Here is a 24,978-nt window from a genome sequence, read left to right on the forward strand (position 1 = left end):
GTCAAAACGGCACTGCGTCTTTTTTTCATTAAAGGTTGATTAAGGAAAAGCTTGCTGATTGTGATTTATTAAGTGGTATAGTAGAATTAAATACTGATAAAGAAAGGTCGGGGGTGAAAAGATGGCAAGTGACAAGACCATGTTTTTTGACTTTGGAAAAGAAAAGCCAAAAGACGTCAAAGAAACCTTAAATACTGTATACCAAGCCTTAGAAGAAAAAGGCTACAATCCAATCAACCAAATCGTTGGTTATCTGCTTTCTGGCGATCCAGCCTATATTCCACGCTTGAATGATGCCCGTAACTTGATTCGTGAACATGAGCGTGATGAAATCATTGAAGAACTCGTGCGCTTCTATCTGCAGCATAATGGAGACGCCAAATGAGACTCTTAGGACTGGATGTCGGCTCTAAGACCGTTGGCGTTGCTGAAAGTGATCCACTAGGCTGGACGGCACAGGCAGTAGAGATCATTCCGATTGATGAGGAAGCCGGCGAGTTTGGTCTTGATCGGGTGGCAGAACTGGTTAAAAGTCGGCAGATTGCTGGTTTTGTGATCGGCCTGCCAAAGAACATGAATAATACCGAGGGACCACGTGTTGAGGCATCACATCATTATGGCGAGCTGCTGGTAGAAAAATTTGGCCTGCCAATCGATTTTCAAGATGAGCGTCTGACTACGGTTGAGGCTCATCGAATGTTGGTCGAACAGGCTGATATTTCAAGACGCAAGCAAAAGAAAGTAATTGACGAGTTGGCTGCAACGCTGATCCTGCAAAACTATCTCGATCGGCATGGCAAGCTGGTTCAAAAGCTATAAAGAGCGATAAAGGAGTTACTTATGAGCGAAAATCAACCACGCGACAACGAAGAGATTTTTACGCTGGTCGACGAAAAGGGCAATGAAGAGCTCTACAAAGAAGCAATGCGCTTTAAGTCCGATCAAAACGGCAAATGGTATATCTGTCTTTACCCATTGGATGAAGAAAATGCCGATGAAGTTGATATTGAGGCCTTTTCATTTGAACCAGCCAGCGACATGGATGGCGTTGACAGTGGCGACATTCAGCTGATGCCAATTGAAAGTGATGAAGAATGGGCAATGGTTCAAGAAGTGCTTAATACGTTTATTGATGATGAAGGCAATTTCAATGCCTAAGTCCGACCAGAGAGGCTAAAAGAGACTTTTTTAGCCAGCTCAGGTTAAGATATCGGGACCTGGCGTGCGGTTTATCCGGATGCTGGGTCTTATTTATTATTGATTGAATTGATACTGTAGATTAATGAGGCCGGAAAATGATTTTAACGACAGTAATTTTAGTTCTCTTGATTGGCTGCTGGATTAACGGCACCAACCGTGGCCTGTTAGGCATGCTGATCTCGACTTGTACCTATTTGATCAGCTGGCTGGCCGCTAAAGTGGGGGCGCGCTTTTTGGGCGGCGCATTGGCTGAATTTTTGCCTCAGATTGGCAGCAATACTACCGGCTCGGTTAGTGGCAGTCTCTTGAGCAGTATTGATCCAACTTCTTTTTTCTATAATGGCTTGGCTTTTATGATCATCTTCAGCACGATTTCTTTTTTTGGACATTGGCTGCTGAAAAGAACCAACTGGCTGAATCGTCTTCCTGTACTTGGCTCGGCCAATCGTTGGGCTGGTGGGGCACTGGACGTCTTGGTCGGCTATTTGATTATTTTTATGTTTTTGATGATTTTTCAGCTGTTTCCTAGTCAATGGTGGCAAGATCAGCTTGCTCAATCGGGAATTGCTCAGCTGATGATCAGGGATACGCCGGGGATGGCCAAGGCAGCTCTTCAGCTATTGGGATAGATCGGCATCAGTCTTTAAAGCTTAATAGGTGCTTGATACGGACTGAAAGGAGTTTTAAATGAACGAAAAAATTTTAGAAACATTAGAATTTCAGCGAATTAAAGATCAACTGGCAAAGTATCTGGCATCGGCAACCGGCAAGCAGGAACTTGCTGAGCTGATGCCGCAGTCTGATTATGAAACGGTACTTTCCTGGCAGAAAGAAACGATGGATGGAGCAGACATTCTGCGCTTAAAAGGCGGTATGCCGATTCCCAAACTGGCAGATGTTCGTCCGCAGATGAAGCGTTTAAAGATCAAGGCCAGCTTAAATGGTGCCGAACTGGCGCAGATTGCCAAGGTCTTGCGGGCCAGCATGAGCGTCCAGCATTTTTTTGAAAGACTGCATGCCGAAAAAATCATGCTGCAGGTACTGCCTAAAGAAGTTGATGAATTGGTGACGATTCCTTCCATTACCAAGCGGCTTTTACAGTCAATCGATCAGGATACTGGTGCTGTTTTGGATGAGGCTTCCAGCAAGCTGCATGGGATTCGGCAGCTGATTGCTAAAACTGAGGCTGAGATTCGCCAGCAGATGGAAAAATATACGCATGGCAAAATGGCCAAGTATCTAAGCGAGCCGATTATTACGGTCCGCAATGAACGTTATGTGCTGCCAGTGCTGAGTCGTGAGCGAAGCCGTTTTGGCGGGGTAGTTCATGATCAAAGTGCCAGTGGTCAAACGCTGTATATTGAGCCAGCCAGTACAGTTGATCTGAATAATCGTCTGCGTCAATCGCAAATCGAGGAACGGCAAGAGGTCAGAAGAGTCCTGGCAGCTCTTTCAACGATGCTGGCTCCTTATCGGCTGGATATTCAGAATAATGCCAAGATTCTGGGACATCTGGATTTTGTCAATGCCAAGGCTAAAATGGCCCATGACACCAAGGCAACACTGCCTTTGCTCAGCCAAGCCGGTCAGGTAGTGCTGAAAAAAGCACGGCATCCATTGATTGATCCTAAAAAAGCCGTTGCCAACGATATCAAGCTTGGACAGGACTACCATGCCATCGTGATCACTGGTCCAAACACGGGTGGGAAAACCATCACCTTAAAGACGCTGGGGTTGATTCAGCTGATGGGACAGTCTGGCATGTTTATTCCGGCAGCTGAGGGCAGCACGATTGCAGTTTATGACGAGATTTTTGCCGATATTGGCGATGAGCAGTCACTGGAGCAGAATCTGAGTACGTTTTCTGGTCATATGGAAAACGTAAAGGCAATTCTAGATCAGACTACGGCTCACAGCCTAGTGCTGCTTGATGAGCTGGGAGCCGGAACTGATCCTAAAGAAGGGGCGGCTCTGGCAATGGCGATTTTAGACAAGATTGGTGCGTTAGGCAGTGACGTTGTAGTTACGACTCATTATCCTGAGCTAAAAGCCTTTGCCTATGATCGACCAGAAACCATTAATGCCAGCATGGAGTTTGACCAAAAAACGCTGCGGCCGACATATCGCCTGCTGCTGGGGATTCCTGGACAGTCAAATGGGATTGCCATTGCCAAACGGCTGGGAATTGGTCAAGACGTAATTGCCGAGGCCCAATCGCTGGTCAGTGATGACAGCCAGGATCTAAACAAGATGATCGGCGAACTGGTTGAGCAGCGTAAACAGGCCCGGGAGCGCAGCGAGGAGCTTGAGGTGCTTTTGACCAAAAATAAAGCAACGGAACAAGAGCTTAACGACAAGCTGACACGGTTTGAGGAACAGCGCGAGAAACTATATGAAGATGCTCGTTCCAAGGCTAACCATCTAGTCTCGCAGGCTAAGAAAAAAGCTGATCAGATTATCCATCATTTGCGCCAACTGGAGATTACCCAAGGCGGCAGCGTTAAGGAAAATGAACTGATCGATGCACAGGGAGCTTTAAATGCGCTGCACCAAAATCCACGCCTAAAGCACAACTCAGTCTTGAAAAAAGCCAAGCAAAAGCGCGACCTGCATAAGGGGGATGCCGTCTTAGTCAAATCTTACGGTCAAAGAGGCGAGCTTTTGGAGAAACGCGGCAACCACAAATGGGAAGTACAACTGGGAATCTTGCGGATGGAAATTGACGAAAGCGACCTGGAGAAAATATCCAAACAGCAGCTCGCCAACGCCGAAAAAGAGCGCGAACCCAAGCGTCGTCCAGTGCGTACGGTTCAAACACGGCATACGTCAGCTCGCCTGGATCTGCGCGGTCATCGCTATGAACAGGCAATGAGCGAATTGGCTCAGTTTATCGATCATGCACTGCTTAATAATCTTTCACCGGTTACCGTAATTCATGGTAAGGGAACTGGTGCGCTGCGAAAAGGAACATGGGAATACCTGCGCAGCAATCCGCGCGTTAAGTCGTTTGCCTACGCGGCGCCTAATGCTGGTGGCGATGGGGCAACGATCGTCTATTTACAGTAGAATAAGTTTATTAAGTGCGACTTATAAAAAGTAAGCAAATTAAGTGACGAAAATCAGCAGTTTTGGTATGATAAGATCATCAACCAATGAAGGGAGCCTTTATCATGGCAGTTAAAACTACAACCGATCAGACTTTTGAACAGGATACCCAGCAAGGCGTTGTCTTGATCGACTTTTGGGCAACGTGGTGTGGTCCCTGCCGCATGCAGTCGCCAGTCGTAGATGCCTTATCAGAACAGATGCCTGACGTTGCCTTTTACAAGATGGACGTTGATGAAAATCCGGCAACGCCTCAGCAGTTTCGGATTATGAGTATTCCAACCTTGATGATCAAAAAGGATGGTCAGGTGGTCGATCAGCTGATTGGCTATCATTCTGCCGATCAGATCAAGCAGGTTTTGAATCAATACCTTTAAAATAAAAAGCATCGCTCAATCAAGATGATGAGTGATGCTTTTATTTTTGGGGAGCCTGCTTTTTATGACGAAAGCGACGGCCCTTTTGAGAATCAGCTTCAGAAGCTTGTTTAGAGGCTGGCTTTTCGATTTCAATAAATTCAGCCAGTTCTGTCCTTTCCGATTCAGTATCGGACTGAGGATCATTTTGAGCAAGGATTTCGACGTAGCTGCGTTTGTGCTCGATTACCTCGGCTTCAGTAACGGCACTAAGCTGAAATTCCAGTTCTTGGGCGAGAAAACCAGCCTCTAGAGAAAAAGAGGTTTCCTCTTTATCAACTGCCAATCGCTCCTCAACGATGGGACCACTCAAACGCCAAACATGCTGAATTGAGTTTTTTTGACGCAGTTCGAGTTTTCCCATCCCCAGCTGCTCGGTTAAAACGATCAAGTCCTCAAGCGATGCTACCGGATACTCACGGGCCAGGTCCTTGCCAATCCAATAAAGAATGCCGTCAGTTTCTTTGCCGAGAATTGCTGGCAAAATCACATCGCGCATGGTGCCGGCAATTAAGCCGCGATGACTGTGTATCAAACGGTCGTAGGTTTTTTGACTCATCAGAAATACGATCCTTCCTTTTCGCAAATCATAATTCATTATAATAGAAAGTCAGACATTAGTTCCTTAAATATCGTTAAAAACTTATTTTAATTTGATGCTGATGCTTTTTTGCGATCAAAACGAGTTTGACTGCTGGTTGGCAAATCATCAATTGACGATTTTAAGCTCGGGTTTGCCGCAAAACTTGAAAATAACGACAAATAAATAGATAATGGAGTTTCAAGTATTTGGAAGAAAGGTGTTGCAATTATGGATAAACGGCCGATTGGGATTATGGATTCCGGCCTTGGCGGCTTATCAGTCATCCGGATCATGAACCAGCAGCTGCCCCACGAAAAATTGATTTTTGTGGGCGATCAGGGACATTTTCCATATGGTACGCGCACGCAACAGGACGTTTGTCAACTGGCCTTAAACATTGGCGAGTTTTTCAAGCGCCAAAACGTCAAGATGATGATCATTGCCTGCAACACGGCAACAGCAGCCGCCTTGTCAACTCTGCAGCAGAAGATGCCGTTTCCAGTAATCGGTATGATCGCTCCTGGAGCCAAGGGAGCACTGCAGCAGGAGCACCATGATTCAGTAGGCGTGATCGGAACGGCGTCGACAATTAAAAATCATGCTTATGAAAAAGCACTGCATCAACTAGATCCTGATGTCTTAGTAGTTGAAAAAGCCGCGCAGCCATTGGTTTCAATCGTTGAACATGGTCAGACCGGAACTAGTCTTGCCAAACAGACGGTTGATGAACAGCTGGCAGTTTTTGATCAACAGCCGGTTGAGACCTTGATTTTAGGCTGTACGCATTTTCCGTTCTTGGCAGCTGAGATTCAACAAAAGCTCGGTAAGAAGGTAACATTGGTTGATCCCGCTAAAGAAGCAGTCAACAGTGCCGAAAAATGGCTGATTAGTCACGATGCCTGCAATGACGCTGCGCTGCTTCCACAGAGCCAGCTTTACTCAACTGGCGACGTCAAGGTCTTAGAATCAGGGGCCAATCAGTGGCTGAGCAATTCGAACTATACGTGTGCACATTTGGAACTTTAAGAAAGGAAAGCAGTTATGGAAACCATTGTAGTTGCTACCAAAAACCCGGGTAAGGCGCGTGAATATGCTGAAATGCTGGCGCCAAAAGGAATTGAGATCAAGACGCTGGCAGATTTTCCCGCTTTTGCAATTGATGAAAACGGTCAGACATTTGAAGAAAATGCGCTGATCAAAGCCCAGACAGCCGTTGAAAAACTGAACTTACCAGTTTTGGCGGACGATTCAGGATTGGTAGTTGACGCTTTAAACGGCGAGCCGGGAGTTCATTCTGCCCGCTATGCCAAAGACCATGATGATGCTGCCAATAATGCCAAGCTATTGGAAAAGATGGCTGGGGTAGCTGACGAAAAAAGAACGGCGCACTTCCACACGACCATCGTAGGTTTAAAGCCAAATGGGGCCCAACTGACGGCTGATGGGCGCGTCGATGGACATATTCTGCATGAATTAACCGGCAGCAATGGCTTTGGCTACGATCCGCTTTTTTATGTTGATGAGCTGCATTGTGCCATGGCAGAGCTGAACAGCGAGCAAAAAAACGCCATCAGTCACCGGGGCCGCGCCTTAGCAGATTTTATGAAGCATTTTAATGAGTGGTGGCAGGCATAGCCTGATTGACGATGACAGTTTAGGGGAGTTGATTTAATGAAAGCATTATTTGTCAGTGACAATCACGGCGATCGCGCGATTTTACAAAAAATAGCTGCTCGATTTGGCAATGAAGTCGACATAATGCTGCATTGCGGTGATTCAAACCTTGAGCCAAGTGATCCGGTCATGCAGCCATTTAAGACCGTGATTGGCAATACCGACTGGGGATTGGACTATCCGCAGTCTCAGTTGGCAGTCGCGGACCAAGAACGAATTTTGGTCGTGCATGGTCATCTTTATCAAGTCAATTTTACCTTGACGCCATTAATGCTGCTGGCTAAAGAGCAAAGAGCGACAATTGCAGCCTATGGTCATACTCATCAATTAGCCGTTGAGTTTAATCAAGGAACGCTTTATTTAAATCCGGGCAGCATCAGTCAGCCACGTGGACAGTATCAAAATATTGGCGGAACCTTGGCGATTGTGACGGCTGACTCAAATAAGCTTGATGTTCAGTACTATGATCGCAGGATGCAGCCGATTAATGATCTGCACTTTGTCTTTTTACGTCAATAGACGATCATCTTGGTTTGGAATAACAGTCGCATTTGACGTCCATAAGCATTACAATAAAAGCAGGTTGATGAAGGGATGATTTAAGAATGATTAACCAACAGATTCGCCAATTAATGATGGATCGCCGTGAAAAATTCATGATTCCAGCCAGCCTGGTTGCTACGGTCAATGAAGACAATTCACTGTATCATGCATTCTTGGTACTGACTAAGGATCATTATGCCAAGATCGTTGTCGTCGATAATGAAAGTCACTATCGCGGATTACTGTCGCTTTCAATGATTACCGAAGAACTGTTAGAAACTGACCGAATCAATCTGGATAAGCTGCAGACGATGAAGGTCAGAGACGTTATGCAGACTGATGCCCCAGTGATTACTGATCCTTATGACGTGGAAGAAAATCTGCATCTGCTGATTGATCAGTCATTTTTGACGGTCGTGTCTGAACACGGTGAATTTACCGGCATCGTTACGCGTCGCGAATTGTTGAAGGCCGTTAACTATGCGGCTCACACGTTTGATCGGCATTTTGAGGTGCTTGATCTGCCAGAAACTGAAAATGTCTAAAAAAAGAGCAGCCTGACTTAGGCTGCTCTTTTTTAGTGGGAAAAATCAAAATAATGTTCGATCGTATCCAAAACGCCGCTCTCTTGATTAGTCAGACGCGTTACGTTGGATGCGGCCAAGCGAATCGGCAAAGCAGCATTTTTCATAGCATAACTGTGAGAAGTCAGCGTAAGCATGCCCAGATCGTTTTCATTATCGCCAAAGGTCATGATTTCGTTTTGACGCAGATTGAATTGACTGGCGATTGCCATTAAAGCATTGCGTTTAGTAGCATGAGCATCACCAATCAATTCAGTATTGAAGCCTGAGTTTTCCATGATCAGATTGGCTGGCAGCAGATTATCCAATTCACTGGTAACATCGGTAATATCAATATGATCGGCAAAATTTACCGAAATCTTAGTAAGCGGCTCATCAAGCGGATATTTAAAAATGTCTTGTAGGTTGGGGACGCGTTTAACGTTTTCATAAAAAAGCTTGACGATGGCAAAATTTTTCTCATCCATGGATTGATCAACAAATGAGGTCGTTGGTCCTGAAATAACCAGCTGATTGATGTCGTCATCACCATACAGTCTGGTCAACGCGACCAAAACGGCCCTTAAGTCATCATGATGCAGCGGAAAGCAATCAATCAGCTCATCGCCATAATGAATTACCGAACCATTTTGCGAGATAAAAATCATCTGGTCGGCAACTGCGGCAAATTCGCGACGCAGACGAGGGTATGAGGAACCACTGGCTGCCACCAGCTGAACGCCATTTTTAGTCAGTTTGTCAAAGACTTTTTTAAAGCGGTGATGGTCGTAGTCGTGCTCATTATTTAAAAAAGTGCCATCCATATCGGTAGCAATTAAACGAATAGACATAGTCATAAACCTTTCTTGGTGAAGTTAGTCAAGCGAAACATGGGCATTGTTTAAAGCCGTCAGATAAGCTGCCAGACAGTCACTGGTCAATTGATATTCGGCATCATAAGTCGTTGTCAAAGCCACGCGGTAAACCAATGAGGCCTTGGCAGAAGCAGTTGCTGGAATCGTAACGGGACCAACGATTTTAGGAGCGGGATGCTTGCCGAACTTGCCCTGTGTGATTAGTTTTTGGTTGACAGCCGCAATGACTTTTTTGATCTCATCCAATGGCGCATTGGGACCAATAGGAATGTCGACGCTGGCATGCCAGGTTGAGCGGGAAAGATTGCTGACGGTAGTAATATTGCGATTGGGAATGTAGTTAAGCGTGCCATCCGCGCTGGTGACGCGGGTAGTTCGCAGTCCAATGCCAGAAACCGTGCCCTTAACCGTACCGATTACCACGACATCGCCAACGTCAAGCTGTTTTTCCAGCAAAATAAAAAAACCGTTGACCATGTCGCTGACGAATCCCTGTGCGCCAAGTCCCAAAGCAATACTAAAGATTCCGGCACTGGCGACGAGGGTTCCCACCGGTACGCCAATCAAAGAAAGCAGGGCATACAGCAGAAAGAAAAAGCAGGTATACCGATAAATATTGAGCGTCAGGGTGTGAAAGGTTGCCATGCGATGAGCGCCAAGCATGTTAAAACGTTTGGTATGACTAAAGGCGTAGTTGATGATGAGTTTGCCCGCCCAAAGAATCACGAAAAAAATAACGATCGTCAGTAAAATCGAAAATAGACGATTGACGATATTTTGGGCAATCTGGTCCAGATCGACGTTGGCAAAAGATTTAGTCAGCTGTTGGATCTGCTTGTTCATTGAAATCGCTCCTTATATAGATTCCAGACAACTATATCATAAGTCAACCGCTAATAATAATTAACAAAAAATTATGCGATATGTTAAACTTGGTGTAACTACAAAGGAGGAGCTTTTAAATGACTGCTGGACAAATTGCCGGCCTGATCGCGGCGATCGCGTTTGTAGTGCTGGTTTGTTTTATTGGAATGTTTTTGTCTCGTTTGGGCAAGACACTGGAAGAAACGACTAAGAGTATTGATGGATTAAGCAAAGACGTTGATGCACTTACTCATGAATTAGAAAACGTTTTAGGAAATACCAACGAATTATTGGAAGACTTGAACAAAAAGTCGTCAGAACTGGATCCGGCAGTAAAAGCCATTGCCGATCTTGGGCAGAGTGCCAGCGACGTTAACGCAGCGGCACGCCAGTTTACTGACAAGCTGAACGCGCAGCATGAAAGTGCTAAGCATGGACGTCAGCTGTTGGCAAATGCCGGTAAAAAAGCAGCACTAAACCTGTTTAGCAAGCTGCATCGTTCCAAGGAAAACTAGTTTTGATTGGAGGATAAGCACATGACGAAAAAAGTTTTAGCTGGTTTTTTGGTTGGTGGTGCGGCCGCATTTGGAGCCTGGCAAGCGCTGAGTGCCGATAAGAAAAAGCAGATTAAGCAGGCCGTGGCTGATAAGACGCATGATGCCGTTGATTATGCAACCGACTATGCAATCAATGCCTTGGATCTTGCCGATGGAATGGTGCAGGATGTTAAGGAACAGGCCGTTGACAAGTTTGGCGATAAATTTAGCGACTTGGCCGGCTCAGTAAAAAAAGGCGCTGATACGGTTAAAAAAAGTGCTGATCAAGCGGTCAATCATTTTACCAACGATGATTTTGACGAACAGACCGCTCAGATTAGAGAAGAACTTGCCAAAGCCCAATCCGACACCTCAAGCCAAGATGACATCGTAATCGACAAAACTGCGGATGCATCTGATGAAGATAATGATGCTGCTAGTCAGGATGATCGTTCATCATCAAACGACCAAGATTAAAAATTATGAATCAACAAAAAAGCACTTCACTTTTGCTGGTGAAGTGCTTTTGATTTGCAATTTATCTGCCAACGTATTGCAGTTCCTTTGTCGTATGAGTAAATGGCTCATTGCCATCTTTTGTAATGTGGATGCAGTCTTCAATTCTGACACCGGCAAAACCTGGGATGTAGATTCCTGGTTCAATTGAGAAGCACATGCCAGGCTCAAGCAGCATGTCGTTTCCTTCCATGATTGAAGGAAACTCATGGTCGGTCATTCCCATTCCGTGGCCCAGACGATGAATGAAGTATTCGCCATAGCCGGCCTGGTCGATAATGTCGCGGGCAATCTTATCCAGTTCCGCGGCGGTCATGCCAGGCTTGGCAGCTTCTTGGGCAGCCAGCTGAGCCTCAAGGCAGACTTGATAGATGTCTTTTTGTTTATCATTAAGCGTTCCGACTGCCACTGTTCGAGAGGCATCGCTGGTGTAGCCGTCAACGTTGGTTCCCAAATCAAACAATACCAGCTCGTTGTCTTGAATCTTGGTGTCATTGGTAGCGCCATGTGGTTCAGCTGCATGGGCACCAGCTTGAATCAAGGTATCAAAACTCATATGCATAACGCCGTGTTTTTGCAGAGCATAGTGGATTTCAGCGGCAATCTGGTTTTCGGTTGCGCCAATCTTGACGGCATCAAAACCGACCTTAAAGGCGAAATCAGCCCACTTGCCATTTTCTTCCAGAATAGCAATCTCGTCTGGCGACTTGATCAAACGCATATGCTGAATCGTTGGCGTCATATCATAGTCAAAGCTGGCTTTAGGAAACTGCTCTTGTAAGGCCCGCAGTCGAGCAACAGTCAAAAAGCCTTGTTCAATCCCGAATTTGCTTGGAGCGGCAACGCGTTTCTTGACTTGTTCGGCAATCATCGCATAAGGCTGCTCATGATCGAGGTAGCCGTAAACGTCATAGGGCCAGCCAGTATCCTTGATGGCTTCTACTTCAAGTGCTGGGGCAAACAGGAAAGGATCGTGATCAGCAAAGACCAGCAGCGCCAAAACCCGTTCAATCGGATCGCTGCCAAAACCAGTCAGATATTTAATGGTCATTGGATCACTGAGATAGGCAACATCGAGCTGTGCTTCATTGACAGCTTGACGCAATTGTGATAATTTGTTCATTTGTCTTGCTCCTTATGCATAAGATGAGATTTTTTTAAGCAATTGTTAATATTATAGCATATTTGTTTATCATTACGTTTGCGCAAAACCGTTAATTTTGTTATATTGATTGCGGTTATGAAAAACCGATGAAAGCAACTAAAATCAACAAAGAAAGGGCTTATAAATTATGGAAAAACAATCAGTTACCATTTACACCGTGGCACGTGAAGCGCGTGTTTCCATGGCGACCGTTTCTCGTGTGGTTAACGGTAATCCCAACGTTAAACCAGAAACGCGCAAAAAAGTGCTCGACGTTATCAAGCAGTTAAACTACCGCCCGAATGCCGTTGCTCGCGGTCTGGCCAGCAAAAAAACGACGACGGTTGGTGTTGTGATCCCAGATGTTACGAATGCATATTTTGCAGAATTGGCATTGGGGATTGACGATATTGCTTCAATGTACAAATACAACATGATTCTGACCAACTCAGATGCTGATGATCGAAAGGCGCTGCAAGTCGTTCGCGGGCTGATGGCCAAGCAGGTTGATGGTATTATCTTTATGGGGCATGACATTCCAGAAGAACTGCGGCAGGAATTCAGCTCATCCAATGTACCAGTTGTTGTGGCTGGTTCCGTTACTAATGATGACGAGCTGCCAACGGTCCGGATTGATTATCAAGAAGCTACCAAACAGGCCATTAAATACCTGATTGAACGTGTTGATGGTCCGGTGGCACTGGTAGTAGGCTCAAAGGATAGTACCATCAACAAGCGCTACCGAATTGAAGGCTACAAGCAGGCTTTGCAGGAAGCAGGCAAGGATTTTGACGAAAAGCTGATCTTTGAGACGCATGATTCTTATGCTGAAGGCTACAAGCAATCTCAAGCTATTGCTGACAGTGGCGCCAAGGCAGCTTTTGTCAGCGATGATGGCGTAGCAGCGGGCTTGCTGAACGGTTTGACTGATCACGGCGTCAAGGTTCCTGATGAGTTCCAGATTGTTGCCTCAAACAACACTAAGACCACTGAGATTACACGCCCTAAGCTGACTACGATTACGCAGCCGCTTTATGATTTAGGGGCCGTATCAATGCGTCTATTGACCAAGTTGATGAACAGCAAGGATGAAGACAAAGAAGATGATGAATCCAAAGACGTTATTTTGGAACATGGTTTTGAAAAGCGTCAGTCAACGCGCTAGAAGGTGATTGATCTTTGATGTCTCGAGAAGAGATGCATCGTCAAAAACAACAGGCTGATGTTTCCGTTAAACAGCCGCGTCATCATCATTTTGGGGCGACCTTTTTGGGGATCTTGCTGACGATGGTGATAGCAATCGCGGTTTTGCTAAATGCAACGGTCTTGGATGCCGATTTTGCGGCTGATGAGCTGGCCGATTCGCCAATCAGCACGCAGCTTCAAGAAGAAGTCAATGGCAGTTTAAGCGAATATGGCGTTTCTGGCTCACTGCTAACAACCAAGGAAACGCATCGCTTGGTAAGGCAGGCAGTTAAACAAGTCTATGCTGGCAAGAGCATTAAGCTTGATCTTACCAATGTTGAAAAAAGACTGCAGTCAAAGGTTGATGATGAACTGGGATCATATGGTCTTTCAACATCACTGCTCCCTTCTTCGGCAACCAGTGAGTTCAATCAGCAGCTGACGAACCAGGTCAACCAAAAACTGAACACCGATGAGGTACAAACGGCTGCCAAAACGATTACGACCGTTAAAACAGTCGTTAACGTGCTGTTAGCGATCAGTGGAGTGGCGCTGGCAGTCTTAATTGTCTGGAGCTTATTTAAACACTGCTTTCTGGCCGTTTTCAGCTGGTCGACTGCCTGGTCAGCAGGACTGTACTTTGGCTTTGTCTGGCTGATCAAGCTGGGAATCAATCAGGCTGCTCAAGAACAACCTGATTATGCTTCAACGATTGCAACCATTGGCAATGACGTTTTAACCAGGGGATGGAGAATTGCCTGGCTGCTGTTGGCGTTGGCTTTGGTTGGCTGGCTTTTGCGCGGTGGACTGCGAATTGTTCGTCGTCATTGATAAAGTCTTGAATTTACCAGCTTAATTTGGTAAAATTTCAATGTTTGTTATCTAAATCTATATAAGAAAAGAGGAGTTAGTAATGTCAGGACATTCAAAATGGCATAACATTCAAGGGCGTAAAAACGCTCAGGATGCCAAGCGTGGCAAGATTTTCCAAAAGATTTCTCGTGACTTGTACCAAGCCGCTAAAACAGGTGATCCTGATCCAGCAAACAACCCTCAACTGCGTCTGGTAATTGACAAGGCTCATGCAGCCAACATGCCTAAGAAGAACATTCAACGGGCAATTGAAAAGGCTACTGGTGCTGGTGGTGCCAAGTTTGAAGAAGTTACTTACGAAGGCTATGGCCCAGGTGGGGTTGCAGTGATGGTCTTTGCCTTGACTGACAACAAGAACCGAACGGCCGCTGCAGTACGTTCTGCATTTACTCATTCCGGCGGTTCACTGGGTGCCAGTGGCTCTGTTTCCTACATGTTTGATCGCAAAGGCTTGATTGAAATTCTGCGTGACGGTCTTGACAAGAGCGAAGACGACATGCTGATGGATGCTCTGGATGCCGGTGCTGAAGACATGAAGGCTACTGACGACAAGTTCCAGATCTTCACGGCACCAAGCGACATGACCAGCGTTCGTGATGCTCTGCAAGAACAAGGCTACGAACTGGATACGGCTGAAGTAACGATGATCCCTCAAAACACGACGGTTGTTCCTAGCGACAAGGTTAGTCAATACAAGCACTTGATTGACGAACTGACTGACAACGACGATGTTGCCGACATTTATGAAGCTGGGGTTATCGAAGACGATGACGATGCTGAATAGTTTCGTTTTTAGGCGCGGGCAATAATGCCTGCGTCTTTTTTTCTCCAAAGCATTCAATATTTACCAATGTCAGGTAATGCATTTCGGTATTTTAAGAGCAGCCCTTATTTTTGGCTGCTAATCTTTAGAAGATCACGCCAACAGCGACGCTTACAGTCGAGAGTGACGTGATTTTTTTATTAGAAAACTTTTGCAAGCAAATAATCGGCATTAAAAAAATATCATCCTGTTTCTTTTGGCATATAGCATTGTTAGAGGAGGGATAATTTTGAAAAGCGAGTTCTCAAGAGACATTGCGGTTTTAATTCGCTACCGGGTGTCGGATCTCTATGTTCTGCCATATCGCAGCTACTATCGACTTTTAATCATGCATGAGGGTCAGCTGCAGCTTTATCAGCAATGGCCATTACCACTTGGCAAGCGTTTGATTGCATATTTAAAGTATCGTGCTGATATGTCAGTCAGTGAGCATCGTCGCCCACAGTCAGGATCGCTTTGTTGGCACGCGCCTAGGGGAAAGGTAGACTTAAGATTGTCGTCGGTTGGTGACTGTCGTGGACAGGAATCACTGGTGGTACGTTTTATCTATCGTTTATGCAATGATTATCGGATGCTGGTACCGCCGCAATGGCAAAAACTGCAGCAGACTGCTAAAAAACGGGGGTTGATGCTGTTTGCCGGACCAATGGGATCAGGAAAGACAACGACGATGTATCATCTGGCGCGTCAGTTCGTTGACCAGTGTGTTGTTATGACGATAGAGGATCCGGTTGAGATTACCGAGCCAATGTTTATTCAGCTGCAGGTCAACGAATTGGCTGAGATGGGCTATCAGCAGCTGCTTAAGGTTGGCTTGCGGCATCGACCACAGATCTTTATCATTGGCGAGATTCGTGATCCACAAACGGCACAGATGGCAGTTCAAGCGGCCTTAAGCGGTCATCTGGTCATGGCAACCGTGCATGCCAGAAATGTCTACGGAGCGTTGACGCGTCTAGAACAGCTGAACGTTGATGACTTTTATCTGCAGCAGGCGGTCAGCTGTGTCTGCTATCAACGACTCTTGCCAACTGTAAAAAAACAATTGGCGGTACTGTTTGATCTATTGGCTGATGATGCATTGCAAGAAAGTTTTACAAAGCGAAAGGTGGGGATGACCGATGCTTGGCAGCAGCAGCTTAAAAATTGCGTGGCCAAGGGCTGTGTGGAAAAGAGCGTGGCCCAGTCATACCAAGCCGGTTAATTTTAAAGCCGGTCAACAGGCTGACTGGTTTTTACTGATGCATGATTTGTTAGCTGTTGGCTTCTCGCTGCAGCATGCAGTTCAATTCTCACAGCGAGCCTATCCGCAGCAGGCTGCTTTTTTTTCAAAAATTGATCAGCAGCTTAGGACCGGTTGTCTGCTGGCAGATGCGTTAAAGCCATATTTAAGAATTGAGCTTTACTATCAGCTTTTGCTGGCTGAGCAGCATGGCAGTCTTTCGATAACGCTAAAAGAGATTGGTCAGTATTTACAGGTCCAAAAGCAGCAGCATCGTCAGCTAAAGACGCTTTTGGAATATCCGCTGATTTTATTGGTGATGCTGGGGACGATTTTGGCGGCTTTGCTGATTTTTGTTTTTCCCGAGCTGCAAAGCTGGCAGCAGCAGAATCAGCTGCCAATCGGCGAGCAATGGCCAATTGGTGAAACACTGATAATTACAGGCGGTGTTTTTTTTAGCTATGGAGGATTGGCGGCAATTCACTGGCGGCATATGTCAACGCTAAAAAAAGTAAGACATCAGTGTCGCTGGCCGCTGTTTGGCAAAATCTTTCGTGAATACTATGGTTATTATCTGACGTCCAATTTAGCTATTTTGCTGCAGCATGGTTTCTCTTTGCATGAAATATGCCAACTGACGAATAAATTTGATGATGATTCGTTATTGCATCAGGTTGGTCAGGCAGCATTTGAGCTCAGCTCGCAGGGAAGACAGTTGACCGACCTAATCTTGAAAGCACCTTTCTTACCGGATGAACTGGCTATTTTTATCAATCGTGGCTTGACCAATGAACAATTAGGCCAGGAACTGACTTTATTTTCCAAGCTCAAGTTTAAAAAATTTCGGCAGTCAACGATGCATATTCTGGTATTGGTGCAGCCAGCGCTTTTTATTTTGATTGCTGCTGGGATTTTTTTAATGTATCTCAGTATTCTTTTGCCAATCTATCACTCACTGCAGGAGGTTTACTAAGATGTTAAAGAAGCAGAAACGGCACGCGTTTACGCTATTGGAGATGGCCATCGTCTTATTTATTATCAGTCTGTTGGTGCTGATTATTTTGCCAAATCTTAGCACACAGCGTGAACATGCAACCAAGATTCATGAAAATGCCATGACCAATGTCGTCCAGACCCAGCTTGATCTGTATGAAAATGATACCGGACAAAAAGCCCAAAGCATAGATCAGCTGGTTGAAAATCAATATCTAACCTCAGCTCAGGCACAAAAAGCAGCTAGTGAGCACATTAAAGTCGTCAATGGAAAGGCTGAGCGAAAATGAAAATTCGCCGGCCAGCCTTTACTCTGTTGGAAATGATAATTGTCTTGGGAATTGCTGCGTTGACGATGCTGATTGGCTGGCCCTCAATGCAGCGAACCATTCAGAAAAACGAAGAGCGTCAGTTTTGGCAGACCTTTCGTCAAGCATGGCAGGCAGCTCAGGTACGATCAAAGACCAGTAACGAGTCAACCCATGTTTTTTACCTAAAAAGCCACAGTCAGGTTGTCTTTTCCTGGGCAAGCGGCACCGAGCATATAAATGTGCCAAGTACGTTGTCGGTCAGACGGTTCAATGATATCGAGATGAAAAAAACGGGCTATGTCAGTCCACAGACAGAGGAGTTTGTTTCAACCTTGGACAATACGGATTATCAAATCAGAATTCAGTTGGCATGGGGGAGTTATCATGTACATGCAACGCAAAAAAAGGCATCGGGCAGTCATGCTGGGTGAGAGTGTAACGGCATTGGCGATTGCCGCGCTCAGTATCGTTTGTTTAATGACTGGCCTAAATGAATTGAATCATCAAAGAAAACTGGCTGATGAACAGCTGGCAGCAAGTCGACTGGCTAAAGAGGCCAGTGATGCTCTCAAAAGCCACCAAGGCCGCGTCAGGATCGTTCGAGCTCAGCTAGTGGCAACCGCTGATCATAGTAGGGTAGTCGTTGAACGATCGGGAAAGTGCATTCTAAAACTGGAAAGGCGGTAATGGCTTGAGACGATCAGCATTTACGCTGGCAGAAAGCATAATGGCACTACTGATCAGTATGGTGACAGTTTTGGCGTTGGGGCAGACTGTCAAGATTGTTGATCAAGTCAATCAGCGTGCTTTGGATATGCCGACGGATTGGTATTTATTCGTAACCGAGCTGGAATTATCGGATCGACATTTCAGCCTTTATCGATGCCAGGATGAACAGCATGCGGTGTTGTATGGAGCTGCCACCAAGAAATATTATGAGCTGACGGCTGAAAATGGTCGAATATTCCTACGGCTGCAGCATGGTGGTGGTTATTTGCCAATGCTTTATCAGGTTCAGACGGCAACATTTAAACAGCTTGGCAGGCAACGGTTAGAAATTGAGGTGAAAAGAAGCAATGGATACCAGCAAACAGCGGTTATCTGTCTGGCACCGTCGCAAAAGCAGTACGCTGCTGGCGGCGATGATCATGCTGAGTATTACGACAGCAGCCGTTTTGGCTCAGTATCGATATCAGGCTGGCCAAGCAAAACTGATTCATCGTCTTAGCGACCAATTCATTGCACAGACAATGCTAAATTTGACTGATGGCAAAGATAATGCGGACTTTAATAAAGGAATCGTCAAGCACGAGGACAGGCTGACAATCGTCTGTCTCAATGACGGATCATCTTTTAAGTTTCAAGAAGACGAGGCGCTTCCTTGAATTTGTCGGTAAAAATAGGTAAACTAATTTCGTACGACGAATGAGGATGGGAGTGACCAAAACTGGCAACACCAGAACAACTATTTGTACCATTTGATCGCGCAACGGAACTGTTACAGGCAGATTTGAACAGCTCTTATCTTGATGCATTTCTCGAAAATGCTGAAAATCTGGTTGATAATGGCAAGGTTCGTGTCGAGGATGGTTTGCCTAAGCCAGAGACGGTTGCTGAGTTAAACAAGCTATATCAGCAGCTGGATCTTTTGCATACCGACCGCGAGACAGTACGACGTCTTCTACAGCTGGATCTGTTAAAAGTGATTCGTAAGGATGCGATTCAAGCCAATCATCAAATGACGCCCGATACTTTGGGAATCATGATGGCCTATTTGATTGAAAAAATCATTGATCGCAATCATCCATATACGATTTTTGATCCGGCAGTAGGCACGGCTAATCTGCTAACAACGGTCATGAACCACCTGCAAGAGGCCATTGATCAGCCAGTACAGGGATACGGGATCGATAATGATGATGAGCTGCTGGCAGTTGCCAGCGTCAGCGTCTCATTACAAAGAGAGCCGGTTGAGCTGTTTCACCAAGATGCCATTGAGCCTTTGACGATTCCGCAAAGTGATTTGGCGGTTTCAGATCTGCCAGTTGGATACTACCCGCTTGATGAAAATACAAAAAATTATCAGACCCGTGCTGAAAAAGGACATTCATACGTTCATCATCTGTTGATCGAACAATCAATGAATTACCTTAAACCAGGCGGCTTTGGCATATTTTTGGTACCGTCGAATCTCTTCCAGACTGAAGAGACGATGGGCTTTGTTAAGTGGATCCACTCGGTAGCGCATTTCCAAGGATTGATCAATCTGCCAGCTGATCTTTTTAAGAATCAAGCTGCTCAAAAATCGATTCTTCTTTTGCAGCGTCAAGGTGGTGGCAGTCATCAAGCCAAACAGGTTTTGTTGGGCAGTTTTCCGTCAGTCAAGAAGCGTGCTGAATTTGTAGCCTTTATGAATCAGATTGATGCATGGGTTGCTGCAAATCTTAAAAGTTGAGAGTTAGTAAAAGGAGAGATTACGCCAATGTCAAAAACGATTGCTGTTAATGCCGGCAGTTCGACCGTCAAGTTCAAGCTGTTTGACATGCCAAGCGAAGAAGTAGTAGCAGAAGGTCAGATTGAACGTATCGGTCTGGAAGTTGGCCATGCCGAAATCAAGTATGGTGACGGTCAAAAGCTGAAAGAAGATAAGCCATTTGCTGACCACGAAGCTGCAGTTCAATATCTGCTCAAGCAGCTGCTGGATTTGAAGATCGTTGCCAGCTATGATGAAATTACGGCTGTTGGTCACCGGATTGTTGCTGGTGGTGAATACTTTAAGGATTCGGTTGTCATCGATGAAGACGTTATGAATAAGATCGATGCGCTGGCTGAATATGCACCATTGCATGACCCAGCTGAATTACAAGGTATTAAGGCTTTTAAGGAAGTCTTGCCGGATGCATTTGCAGTTGCCGTTTTTGACACTGCTTTTCATGCCAATATGCCAAAAATGAATGCCCTTTATAGTGTTCCTTATGAATGGTACGAGAAGTACGGTGCCCGCAAGTATGGTGCTCATGGTACCAGTCACCGTTACGTAGCGGCCCGGGCAGCTGAAATGCTTGGTCGACCATTGGAAGAACTAAAGCTGATTACCTGCCACATTGGTGCTGGGGCTTCGATTACTGCTATTAAGGGTGGCAAGTCCTTTGACACTTCGATGGGCTTTTCGCCATTAGCCGGGGTTACGATGGCCACTCGCTCTGGGGATGTTGATCCATCGCTGGTTGCTTTCGTCCAAAAGAAGCTGGGCGTTTCTAGCGATGAAATGGTTGACATGCTTAACCACAAATCCGGTCTGCTGGGAATTTCTGGAGTTTCCAGCGACATGCGCGATGTTGAAAAGGCCAAAAACGAAGGCAACGAGCGCGCACAGTTGGCTTGGGATATCTATGTCAACCGGATCGTTCGCTACATCGGCGCCTACATTGCTGAACTGGGTGGAGCAGATGCCATTGTCTTTACTGCGGGCGTTGGTGAAAACAGCATCACCGTTCGTCAGGCCGTAGCTGACAAGCTGGGCTACTTTGGTATTGCAATTGACCCAGAAAAGAACAACATTCGTGGCGTAGAGCGTGATCTGTCGACTGATGATGCTAAGATTAAGACGCTGCTGATTCCAACTAACGAAGAATTAATGATCGTTCATGATATCGAACGACTTAAAAAAGCCAGCAAGTAGTTGCTGTTAAAATTAAAATGGGACGCTGGTGAGCGTCCCATTTTTGTGTTTAGGAGTGATAATGATGCGTTTTGTGACTTCTGATACCCACTTTTTGGATCAGCATCTGTTAGGAGTTGACGATTTTGCGCCACGGCCGTTTGCTGATACCGAACAGATGGATGAGCAGATTATTGAACACTGGAATGCTAAGGTTGCCGAAAATGACATTGTATATCATTTAGGCGATATTGCCGTATATTTTGCCAAGCCAGCCAAGCGAGCCGATGAAGCGATTTTTGAGATTTTAAATGCGCTGCATGGTCACCTGGTGCTGATCAAAGGCAACCATGATCGCAGAGAACTGTTTAAATATCTGGCTGCTCATAATTATGACTTAAATGGTCAGCCTAAATTCAGTTTTCATGATGTTGGGGCTTTGATTAAGTATAATCATTGTCAGTACTATCTGACGCATTATCCAATGATGCTAGGGATTGCACCTCGGATTATAAATCTGCATGGTCATATTCATCACTATGCCGTTCCAGTAAAAGAAAACGTTAATGTCGGGATTGATTCCCCAGAACTGGAATATCTAAAAAAACGGCCGGCATTTGGCGAGCCCTTGACACTGGCAGAAGTTGAGACGATTGCCCGGATAAAGGCAGAAAAGCTGACTCGACATTAGATCATAGCAGTGAGTATAATGGTTTGGATATTTATTAAACAAGAAAGGAGTGGCTGATATCAATCGCAGTAAAGTTGAAGAATACATTGAACGTCGCCAGATGCAGCGGCAAGGCGTTTTTCGGATTCTACAGCAAGATCAGCAGCATTTTTTGATCAACAATCATCCTTACACGCTGGTTGCTGACTACAAAAACGCTTTTAATTCTGAGGCACTTGCTGATCGTTTTAGTTCCATTCTGGGTAAGTATGACTATATAGTTGGTGATTGGGGATATGGACAGCTGCGGTTGCGTGGCTTCTATGGCCCTGATAATCCACAGTATAATCCTGAGCAGGGGATGCAGACGATTCAAGACTATCTGTATGAAGACTGCAACTTTGGCTGTGCCTATTTCATCATCCATAATCAAGAGGTGCAGCTGCCAAGAAAGAATCGGCGGCCTGGCAGACGGTTTTCAAATCGACGCAAAGTTTCTGGGAACAGTAAAAAACATCAGTCGGGCGCAGCTGTCAAAGAGGTTCGACAATCGCTCAAGCAGCCGCCTTTAAAAGAACGTAAGAACCAGGAAGTGCGTCGCGTAAAAACCGGTAAGCATCGTCAAAAACTGATAGTAAAAAATAAGAATAATAAGCGAGAGAAAGCATGAAACAATATCAAGGCTATTTTATCGATTTAGATGGTACGGTCTATCGCGGTAAGGAAAGAATCCCAGCCGCTGCACGTTTTATCAAGTGCTTGCAGGAGCATCAGCGAGAGATTCTGTTTGTTACCAACAATAGTACCCGCAGTCCAAAAGAAGTTGCTGCCAATCTAAGAACAAATCATGATATTAACGTGACGGCGGCTAATGTATATACCTCTGCAATGGCAACCGCTGATTATTTGGTACAGCATGCTGGCCAAAAGCGCCGAGTGTACGTAATCGGGGAACGAGGATTAAAAGATGCTTTGTTAAATAAGGGCATGCAATTGACTGATCAAGATCCTGACTATGTCGTTGTTGGCTTGGATCGTAACGTGACTTATGAGCAGTTTAAGATTGCAACGCTTTGTATTCGAGCTGGTGCTGTTTTTATCGGTACGAATGGCGATACCAATCTGCCAAGCGAAGAAGGGATGATTCCGAGTGCTGGTGCTTTGGTTGAGCTGGTTCGCTATGCTACACAGCAAGAACCAATCATGATCGGCAAGCCGCAAAAAACCATTGTTGAGATGGCTTTAAAGGCTAGTGGACTGAAAAAATCAGAGGTGCTGATGGTCGGTGATAACTATCAGACCGATGTCCAAGCCGGTATTAATACTGGAGTTGACACGCTCCTTGTCTATACCGGTCTTTCAAAGCCAGCCGATATTGAACATGCGGAAATTAAACCAACTTATACGGTGAAGACGCTTGATGAATGGAACGTTTAGAAAACAAATAGTTGAAGCCATTGGGACAATCCTTGCGTTGCTGTTGATAACTGTCGCGGCGGCTGGGCTTGCCCTTTTTTTAGTCTTGATGATCTCGCCGTTGATTTTAAGGATTCCATCGCACTTTTTGAATCTTTCAAATGCAGTGGTTTTAAAAGATTATCGTCATTTATTAATGTATCTTGTTCAGCCTTGGCCACAGCCGCCTTTGCACTTAGCCGGGATTCCAATGACTGAAGGTGCCGTTGAGCATTTTAGCGATGTCAGACACTTGATCATAACGGCACTTGCTATAACTGGATTGGCATTGTTTGGCGCATATGGAATCATACAGTATGAAAAAAAGACCTGGCAGCTTTGGAAACTGTCAGGTCCATTGAAGAATCTATTGGCATTGTTGATAGTCGTCGGGATGATGATTATCGTAGATTTTGATGACTTTTTTATCAAATTCCATTATCTAGCTTTTTCTAATATGAATTGGGTGTTTTCACCGACCAGCAATCCAATTATTAATTTGTTTCCCGATGATTTTTTCGCGATGCTGTTTGGAATCTGGTGGCTATTCACCATCCTGCTCTTGAGTTTGATTCAATGGCGAATCAACCGTTACTTGAGCAGACTTATTTGAGAGCTTTGATTTAATAAAGCTGATTACGGCAGGCATCAGGGTAACCACGATGATTGCCAGAATGATTGCCGAGAAATGGGCCTGGACAAAAGGCAGATTACCAAAGAAATAGCCGCACGAGCAACAGATGGCAACCCAGCTTACACATCCAACGATACTGTAGCGGATAAAACGCCGATATGGGAAACCGGATCCAGCTGCAGCAAAAGGAGCAAAAGTACGAATGATTGGCATATATCGAGCCAGGATGATCGCAGGAGCACCATGTTTTTCAAAGAATGCTTCTGCTTTTTCAAGACTCTGTTTATCGATCAATTTTCCGAACCATGAGTGATTTGATAGGCTCTTGCCGATTTTTTGACCGATCAGGAAGTTAATTGAATCGCCTAAAAGACATGAAATTAAGAAGCCAAATGCAAAAATCCAGATATTTAAGTGGTAGCTTGCGTTGGCAGCTAGTGCACTGGCGGCAAATAGTAGCGAGTCACCAGGCAGAAATGGCAAAATTACCGCACCGGTTTCAATAAAAATAATCAGAAACAGGATTAGGTAGCTGGCATCGCCAAATTGATTAACAATCTGAATCAGATGGGTGTCAATGTGAAGGATAAAATCGATTAAAGTCGACATATAAAACTCCTTTTATTTTTCTTATATTCAATTATCGCTAAGATTTTAACAGCAATTAGGGCCTTTTTGAAGAATAATCGTCAAATTAAACAAAAACGTAAACAATTTTAAATCATTCAGTAAAGTCCCTTTTTATAACATAGACAATAGTACTTATTTTGGATCGTATCGATCGTAATTTGAGAATTATTTTATAGTATTGGAGCTTTAAAGTTTGTGTTTTGAAAAAACGTTTAAAAAATATGGAAATAGCGTTGACGAAAGCTCAGAATATCGGTATAGTAGTTATCGTTGTCGATGAGGCAGACGCTGATGACAATCAGATTTGTTTCTAACAGTTATTAACGACTTTAAAAATGTTGTTGACAGCTACATGACTTCATGGTATATTATTATAGTCGCTTGTTTAAAACGTTTGAAAAAAGAATTGAAAAAGTTCTTGACAAATAACTAACAAGTGTTAAAATAATAAATGTTGTAACTGATCGATTGAATCGGTTACATGGTAGACCTTTGAAAACTG

General features: G+C 44.9%; 32 protein-coding genes. 27 read left to right on the forward strand and 5 right to left on the reverse strand.

Annotation, left to right across the window (positions count from 1 at the left end):
• Positions 1-121: 121 nt before the first annotated feature.
• From FC47_RS02855 to trxA, 6 genes are all read left to right on the forward strand, one after another.
• Entirely contained in the window at positions 122-385 is a 264-nt protein-coding gene (locus tag FC47_RS02855; RefSeq protein ID WP_006500229.1) for an IreB family regulatory phosphoprotein, read from the forward strand.
• Entirely contained in the window at positions 382-819 is a 438-nt protein-coding gene (gene ruvX / locus FC47_RS02860; RefSeq protein WP_006500228.1) for a Holliday junction resolvase RuvX, read from the forward strand. The genes FC47_RS02855 and ruvX overlap by 4 nt, the downstream gene beginning before the upstream one ends.
• A 21-nt stretch (positions 820-840) precedes the next feature.
• On the forward strand, positions 841-1,158 hold the full coding sequence (locus FC47_RS02865; protein WP_006500227.1) for a DUF1292 domain-containing protein: 318 nt from the start codon (positions 841-843) through the stop codon (positions 1,156-1,158).
• 137 nt (positions 1,159-1,295) lie between these two features.
• Positions 1,296-1,829, forward strand: a complete 534-nt coding sequence (locus FC47_RS02870; RefSeq protein ID WP_056967803.1) for a CvpA family protein — start codon at positions 1,296-1,298, stop codon at positions 1,827-1,829.
• Between the two features lie 58 nt (positions 1,830-1,887).
• Positions 1,888-4,266, forward strand: a complete 2,379-nt coding sequence (locus FC47_RS02875; protein ID WP_056967806.1) for an endonuclease MutS2 — start codon at positions 1,888-1,890, stop codon at positions 4,264-4,266.
• A gap of 104 nt (positions 4,267-4,370) precedes the next feature.
• Complete coding sequence (trxA, locus tag FC47_RS02880) at positions 4,371-4,682, forward strand: thioredoxin (RefSeq protein ID WP_033934441.1); 312 nt, start codon at positions 4,371-4,373, stop codon at positions 4,680-4,682.
• 40 nt (positions 4,683-4,722) lie between these two features.
• Here trxA and FC47_RS02885 read toward each other — a convergent pair whose 3' ends face one another.
• On the reverse strand, positions 4,723-5,280 hold the full coding sequence (locus FC47_RS02885) for a YslB family protein (protein ID WP_006500223.1): 558 nt from the start codon (positions 5,278-5,280) through the stop codon (positions 4,723-4,725).
• Between the two features lie 252 nt (positions 5,281-5,532).
• On the opposite strand from FC47_RS02885, the gene murI reads away from it, so the two are divergent.
• From murI to cbpB, 4 genes are all read left to right on the forward strand, one after another.
• Complete coding sequence (gene murI, locus FC47_RS02890; protein WP_033934443.1) at positions 5,533-6,330, forward strand: glutamate racemase; 798 nt, start codon at positions 5,533-5,535, stop codon at positions 6,328-6,330.
• 15 nt (positions 6,331-6,345) lie between these two features.
• The gene (locus FC47_RS02895) at positions 6,346-6,939 is read left to right on the forward strand and encodes an XTP/dITP diphosphatase (protein WP_056967808.1); all 594 of its coding nucleotides are present in this window, start codon (positions 6,346-6,348) and stop codon (positions 6,937-6,939) included.
• A gap of 36 nt (positions 6,940-6,975) precedes the next feature.
• Complete coding sequence (locus tag FC47_RS02900) at positions 6,976-7,497, forward strand: metallophosphoesterase (protein WP_048345506.1); 522 nt, start codon at positions 6,976-6,978, stop codon at positions 7,495-7,497.
• Positions 7,498-7,583: 86 nt separating this feature from the next.
• Positions 7,584-8,066 (forward strand): cyclic-di-AMP-binding protein CbpB, encoded by a 483-nt coding sequence (gene cbpB / locus FC47_RS02905; protein ID WP_048345507.1) that lies wholly within the window; start codon positions 7,584-7,586, stop codon positions 8,064-8,066.
• Positions 8,067-8,098: 32 nt separating this feature from the next.
• Here cbpB and FC47_RS02910 read toward each other — a convergent pair whose 3' ends face one another.
• A complete protein-coding gene (locus tag FC47_RS02910; protein WP_048345508.1) occupies positions 8,099-8,935 on the reverse strand; it encodes an HAD-IIB family hydrolase in 837 nt (278 codons plus the stop codon).
• Positions 8,936-8,959: 24 nt separating this feature from the next.
• Entirely contained in the window at positions 8,960-9,802 is an 843-nt protein-coding gene (locus tag FC47_RS02915; protein ID WP_033934447.1) for a mechanosensitive ion channel family protein, read from the reverse strand.
• 119 nt (positions 9,803-9,921) lie between these two features.
• Between FC47_RS02915 and FC47_RS02920 the strand changes: the two genes are divergently transcribed.
• Together FC47_RS02920 and FC47_RS02925 are read left to right on the forward strand one after the other, a co-directional pair.
• On the forward strand, positions 9,922-10,338 hold the full coding sequence (locus FC47_RS02920) for a DUF948 domain-containing protein (RefSeq protein WP_056967810.1): 417 nt from the start codon (positions 9,922-9,924) through the stop codon (positions 10,336-10,338).
• A 21-nt stretch (positions 10,339-10,359) separates the two neighbouring features.
• Positions 10,360-10,836 carry a hypothetical protein gene (locus tag FC47_RS02925; RefSeq protein ID WP_056967811.1) on the forward strand — a complete coding sequence of 159 codons (477 nt, stop codon included), beginning with the start codon at positions 10,360-10,362 and terminating at the stop codon, positions 10,834-10,836.
• Positions 10,837-10,897: 61 nt separating this feature from the next.
• On the opposite strand, the gene FC47_RS02930 is transcribed toward FC47_RS02925, so the two are convergent.
• Positions 10,898-11,998, reverse strand: coding sequence for a M24 family metallopeptidase (locus FC47_RS02930; protein ID WP_056967814.1), 1,101 nt, complete (start codon positions 11,996-11,998; stop codon positions 10,898-10,900).
• A 169-nt stretch (positions 11,999-12,167) separates the two neighbouring features.
• Here FC47_RS02930 and ccpA point away from each other — a divergent pair, with 169 nt between their 5' ends.
• The 15 genes from ccpA (at position 12,168) to FC47_RS03005 (ending at position 23,825) form a co-directional block, all read left to right on the forward strand.
• Entirely contained in the window at positions 12,168-13,184 is a 1,017-nt protein-coding gene (gene ccpA, locus FC47_RS02935) for a catabolite control protein A (protein ID WP_006500213.1), read from the forward strand.
• 17 nt (positions 13,185-13,201) lie between these two features.
• Positions 13,202-14,035, forward strand: a complete 834-nt coding sequence (locus FC47_RS02940; RefSeq protein ID WP_048345513.1) for a hypothetical protein — start codon at positions 13,202-13,204, stop codon at positions 14,033-14,035.
• An 82-nt stretch (positions 14,036-14,117) separates the two neighbouring features.
• Positions 14,118-14,861 carry a YebC/PmpR family DNA-binding transcriptional regulator gene (locus tag FC47_RS02945; RefSeq protein WP_006500211.1) on the forward strand — a complete coding sequence of 248 codons (744 nt, stop codon included), beginning with the start codon at positions 14,118-14,120 and terminating at the stop codon, positions 14,859-14,861.
• Between the two features lie 268 nt (positions 14,862-15,129).
• Complete coding sequence (gene comGA, locus FC47_RS02950; protein ID WP_052133567.1) at positions 15,130-16,104, forward strand: competence type IV pilus ATPase ComGA; 975 nt, start codon at positions 15,130-15,132, stop codon at positions 16,102-16,104.
• Complete coding sequence (locus FC47_RS02955) at positions 16,064-17,095, forward strand: type II secretion system F family protein (RefSeq protein ID WP_006500209.1); 1,032 nt, start codon at positions 16,064-16,066, stop codon at positions 17,093-17,095. Before comGA ends, FC47_RS02955 begins: the two co-directional genes overlap by 41 nt.
• Position 17,096: 1 nt before the next feature.
• Positions 17,097-17,405 (forward strand): competence type IV pilus major pilin ComGC, encoded by a 309-nt coding sequence (gene comGC / locus FC47_RS02960; RefSeq protein ID WP_006500208.1) that lies wholly within the window; start codon positions 17,097-17,099, stop codon positions 17,403-17,405.
• On the forward strand, positions 17,402-17,857 hold the full coding sequence (locus FC47_RS02965; RefSeq protein WP_006500207.1) for a type II secretion system protein: 456 nt from the start codon (positions 17,402-17,404) through the stop codon (positions 17,855-17,857). Before comGC ends, FC47_RS02965 begins: the two co-directional genes overlap by 4 nt.
• Positions 17,817-18,113 carry a hypothetical protein gene (locus FC47_RS02970; protein ID WP_128513054.1) on the forward strand — a complete coding sequence of 99 codons (297 nt, stop codon included), beginning with the start codon at positions 17,817-17,819 and terminating at the stop codon, positions 18,111-18,113. Before FC47_RS02965 ends, FC47_RS02970 begins: the two co-directional genes overlap by 41 nt.
• Before the next feature lie 4 nt (positions 18,114-18,117).
• On the forward strand, positions 18,118-18,654 hold the full coding sequence (locus FC47_RS02975; protein WP_039945914.1) for a ComGF family competence protein: 537 nt from the start codon (positions 18,118-18,120) through the stop codon (positions 18,652-18,654).
• Between the two features lie 219 nt (positions 18,655-18,873).
• Complete coding sequence (locus tag FC47_RS02980) at positions 18,874-19,881, forward strand: class I SAM-dependent methyltransferase (protein ID WP_330945871.1); 1,008 nt, start codon at positions 18,874-18,876, stop codon at positions 19,879-19,881.
• Between the two features lie 27 nt (positions 19,882-19,908).
• On the forward strand, positions 19,909-21,108 hold the full coding sequence (locus tag FC47_RS02985; protein ID WP_006500203.1) for an acetate/propionate family kinase: 1,200 nt from the start codon (positions 19,909-19,911) through the stop codon (positions 21,106-21,108).
• Between the two features lie 64 nt (positions 21,109-21,172).
• The gene (locus tag FC47_RS02990) at positions 21,173-21,778 is read left to right on the forward strand and encodes a metallophosphoesterase (RefSeq protein WP_033934454.1); all 606 of its coding nucleotides are present in this window, start codon (positions 21,173-21,175) and stop codon (positions 21,776-21,778) included.
• A 58-nt stretch (positions 21,779-21,836) separates the two neighbouring features.
• Positions 21,837-22,427, forward strand: a complete 591-nt coding sequence (locus FC47_RS02995) for a YutD family protein (RefSeq protein ID WP_033934482.1) — start codon at positions 21,837-21,839, stop codon at positions 22,425-22,427.
• On the forward strand, positions 22,424-23,194 hold the full coding sequence (locus FC47_RS03000; protein WP_056967815.1) for a TIGR01457 family HAD-type hydrolase: 771 nt from the start codon (positions 22,424-22,426) through the stop codon (positions 23,192-23,194). The genes FC47_RS02995 and FC47_RS03000 overlap by 4 nt, the downstream gene beginning before the upstream one ends.
• On the forward strand, positions 23,178-23,825 hold the full coding sequence (locus FC47_RS03005) for a TIGR01906 family membrane protein (protein WP_056967817.1): 648 nt from the start codon (positions 23,178-23,180) through the stop codon (positions 23,823-23,825). The genes FC47_RS03000 and FC47_RS03005 overlap by 17 nt, the downstream gene beginning before the upstream one ends.
• Here the strand turns inward: FC47_RS03005 and FC47_RS03010 are convergent.
• A complete protein-coding gene (locus tag FC47_RS03010; RefSeq protein ID WP_006500198.1) occupies positions 23,757-24,455 on the reverse strand; it encodes a VTT domain-containing protein in 699 nt (232 codons plus the stop codon). The genes FC47_RS03005 and FC47_RS03010 overlap by 69 nt on opposite strands.
• Positions 24,456-24,978 lie beyond the last annotated feature (523 nt).

It is taken from the genome of Limosilactobacillus mucosae DSM 13345, from assembly GCF_001436025.1.
GTDB classification, from domain to species: domain Bacteria; phylum Bacillota; class Bacilli; order Lactobacillales; family Lactobacillaceae; genus Limosilactobacillus; species Limosilactobacillus mucosae.

What these genes read in the sequence shown, in the direction of transcription:
- FC47_RS02855 (WP_006500229.1), top strand. Translation starts at nt 122, where the DNA reads ATGGCAAGTGACAAGACCATGTTTTTTGACTTTGGAAAAGAAAAGCCA.
- ruvX (WP_006500228.1), top strand. Translation starts at nt 382, where the DNA reads ATGAGACTCTTAGGACTGGATGTCGGCTCTAAGACCGTTGGCGTTGCT.
- FC47_RS02865 (WP_006500227.1), top strand. Translation starts at nt 841, where the DNA reads ATGAGCGAAAATCAACCACGCGACAACGAAGAGATTTTTACGCTGGTC.
- FC47_RS02870 (WP_056967803.1), top strand. Translation starts at nt 1,296, where the DNA reads ATGATTTTAACGACAGTAATTTTAGTTCTCTTGATTGGCTGCTGGATT.
- FC47_RS02875 (WP_056967806.1), top strand. Translation starts at nt 1,888, where the DNA reads ATGAACGAAAAAATTTTAGAAACATTAGAATTTCAGCGAATTAAAGAT.
- trxA (WP_033934441.1), top strand. Translation starts at nt 4,371, where the DNA reads ATGGCAGTTAAAACTACAACCGATCAGACTTTTGAACAGGATACCCAG.
- FC47_RS02885 (WP_006500223.1), bottom strand. Translation starts at nt 5,280, where the DNA reads ATGAGTCAAAAAACCTACGACCGTTTGATACACAGTCATCGCGGCTTA.
- murI (WP_033934443.1), top strand. Translation starts at nt 5,533, where the DNA reads ATGGATAAACGGCCGATTGGGATTATGGATTCCGGCCTTGGCGGCTTA.
- FC47_RS02895 (WP_056967808.1), top strand. Translation starts at nt 6,346, where the DNA reads ATGGAAACCATTGTAGTTGCTACCAAAAACCCGGGTAAGGCGCGTGAA.
- FC47_RS02900 (WP_048345506.1), top strand. Translation starts at nt 6,976, where the DNA reads ATGAAAGCATTATTTGTCAGTGACAATCACGGCGATCGCGCGATTTTA.
- cbpB (WP_048345507.1), top strand. Translation starts at nt 7,584, where the DNA reads ATGATTAACCAACAGATTCGCCAATTAATGATGGATCGCCGTGAAAAA.
- FC47_RS02910 (WP_048345508.1), bottom strand. Translation starts at nt 8,935, where the DNA reads ATGTCTATTCGTTTAATTGCTACCGATATGGATGGCACTTTTTTAAAT.
- FC47_RS02915 (WP_033934447.1), bottom strand. Translation starts at nt 9,802, where the DNA reads ATGAACAAGCAGATCCAACAGCTGACTAAATCTTTTGCCAACGTCGAT.
- FC47_RS02920 (WP_056967810.1), top strand. Translation starts at nt 9,922, where the DNA reads ATGACTGCTGGACAAATTGCCGGCCTGATCGCGGCGATCGCGTTTGTA.
- FC47_RS02925 (WP_056967811.1), top strand. Translation starts at nt 10,360, where the DNA reads ATGACGAAAAAAGTTTTAGCTGGTTTTTTGGTTGGTGGTGCGGCCGCA.
- FC47_RS02930 (WP_056967814.1), bottom strand. Translation starts at nt 11,998, where the DNA reads ATGAACAAATTATCACAATTGCGTCAAGCTGTCAATGAAGCACAGCTC.
- ccpA (WP_006500213.1), top strand. Translation starts at nt 12,168, where the DNA reads ATGGAAAAACAATCAGTTACCATTTACACCGTGGCACGTGAAGCGCGT.
- FC47_RS02940 (WP_048345513.1), top strand. Translation starts at nt 13,202, where the DNA reads ATGTCTCGAGAAGAGATGCATCGTCAAAAACAACAGGCTGATGTTTCC.
- FC47_RS02945 (WP_006500211.1), top strand. Translation starts at nt 14,118, where the DNA reads ATGTCAGGACATTCAAAATGGCATAACATTCAAGGGCGTAAAAACGCT.
- comGC (WP_006500208.1), top strand. Translation starts at nt 17,097, where the DNA reads ATGTTAAAGAAGCAGAAACGGCACGCGTTTACGCTATTGGAGATGGCC.
- FC47_RS02965 (WP_006500207.1), top strand. Translation starts at nt 17,402, where the DNA reads ATGAAAATTCGCCGGCCAGCCTTTACTCTGTTGGAAATGATAATTGTC.
- FC47_RS02970 (WP_128513054.1), top strand. Translation starts at nt 17,817, where the DNA reads ATGCAACGCAAAAAAAGGCATCGGGCAGTCATGCTGGGTGAGAGTGTA.
- FC47_RS02985 (WP_006500203.1), top strand. Translation starts at nt 19,909, where the DNA reads ATGTCAAAAACGATTGCTGTTAATGCCGGCAGTTCGACCGTCAAGTTC.
- FC47_RS02990 (WP_033934454.1), top strand. Translation starts at nt 21,173, where the DNA reads ATGCGTTTTGTGACTTCTGATACCCACTTTTTGGATCAGCATCTGTTA.
- FC47_RS03000 (WP_056967815.1), top strand. Translation starts at nt 22,424, where the DNA reads ATGAAACAATATCAAGGCTATTTTATCGATTTAGATGGTACGGTCTAT.
- FC47_RS03005 (WP_056967817.1), top strand. Translation starts at nt 23,178, where the DNA reads ATGAATGGAACGTTTAGAAAACAAATAGTTGAAGCCATTGGGACAATC.
- FC47_RS03010 (WP_006500198.1), bottom strand. Translation starts at nt 24,455, where the DNA reads ATGTCGACTTTAATCGATTTTATCCTTCACATTGACACCCATCTGATT.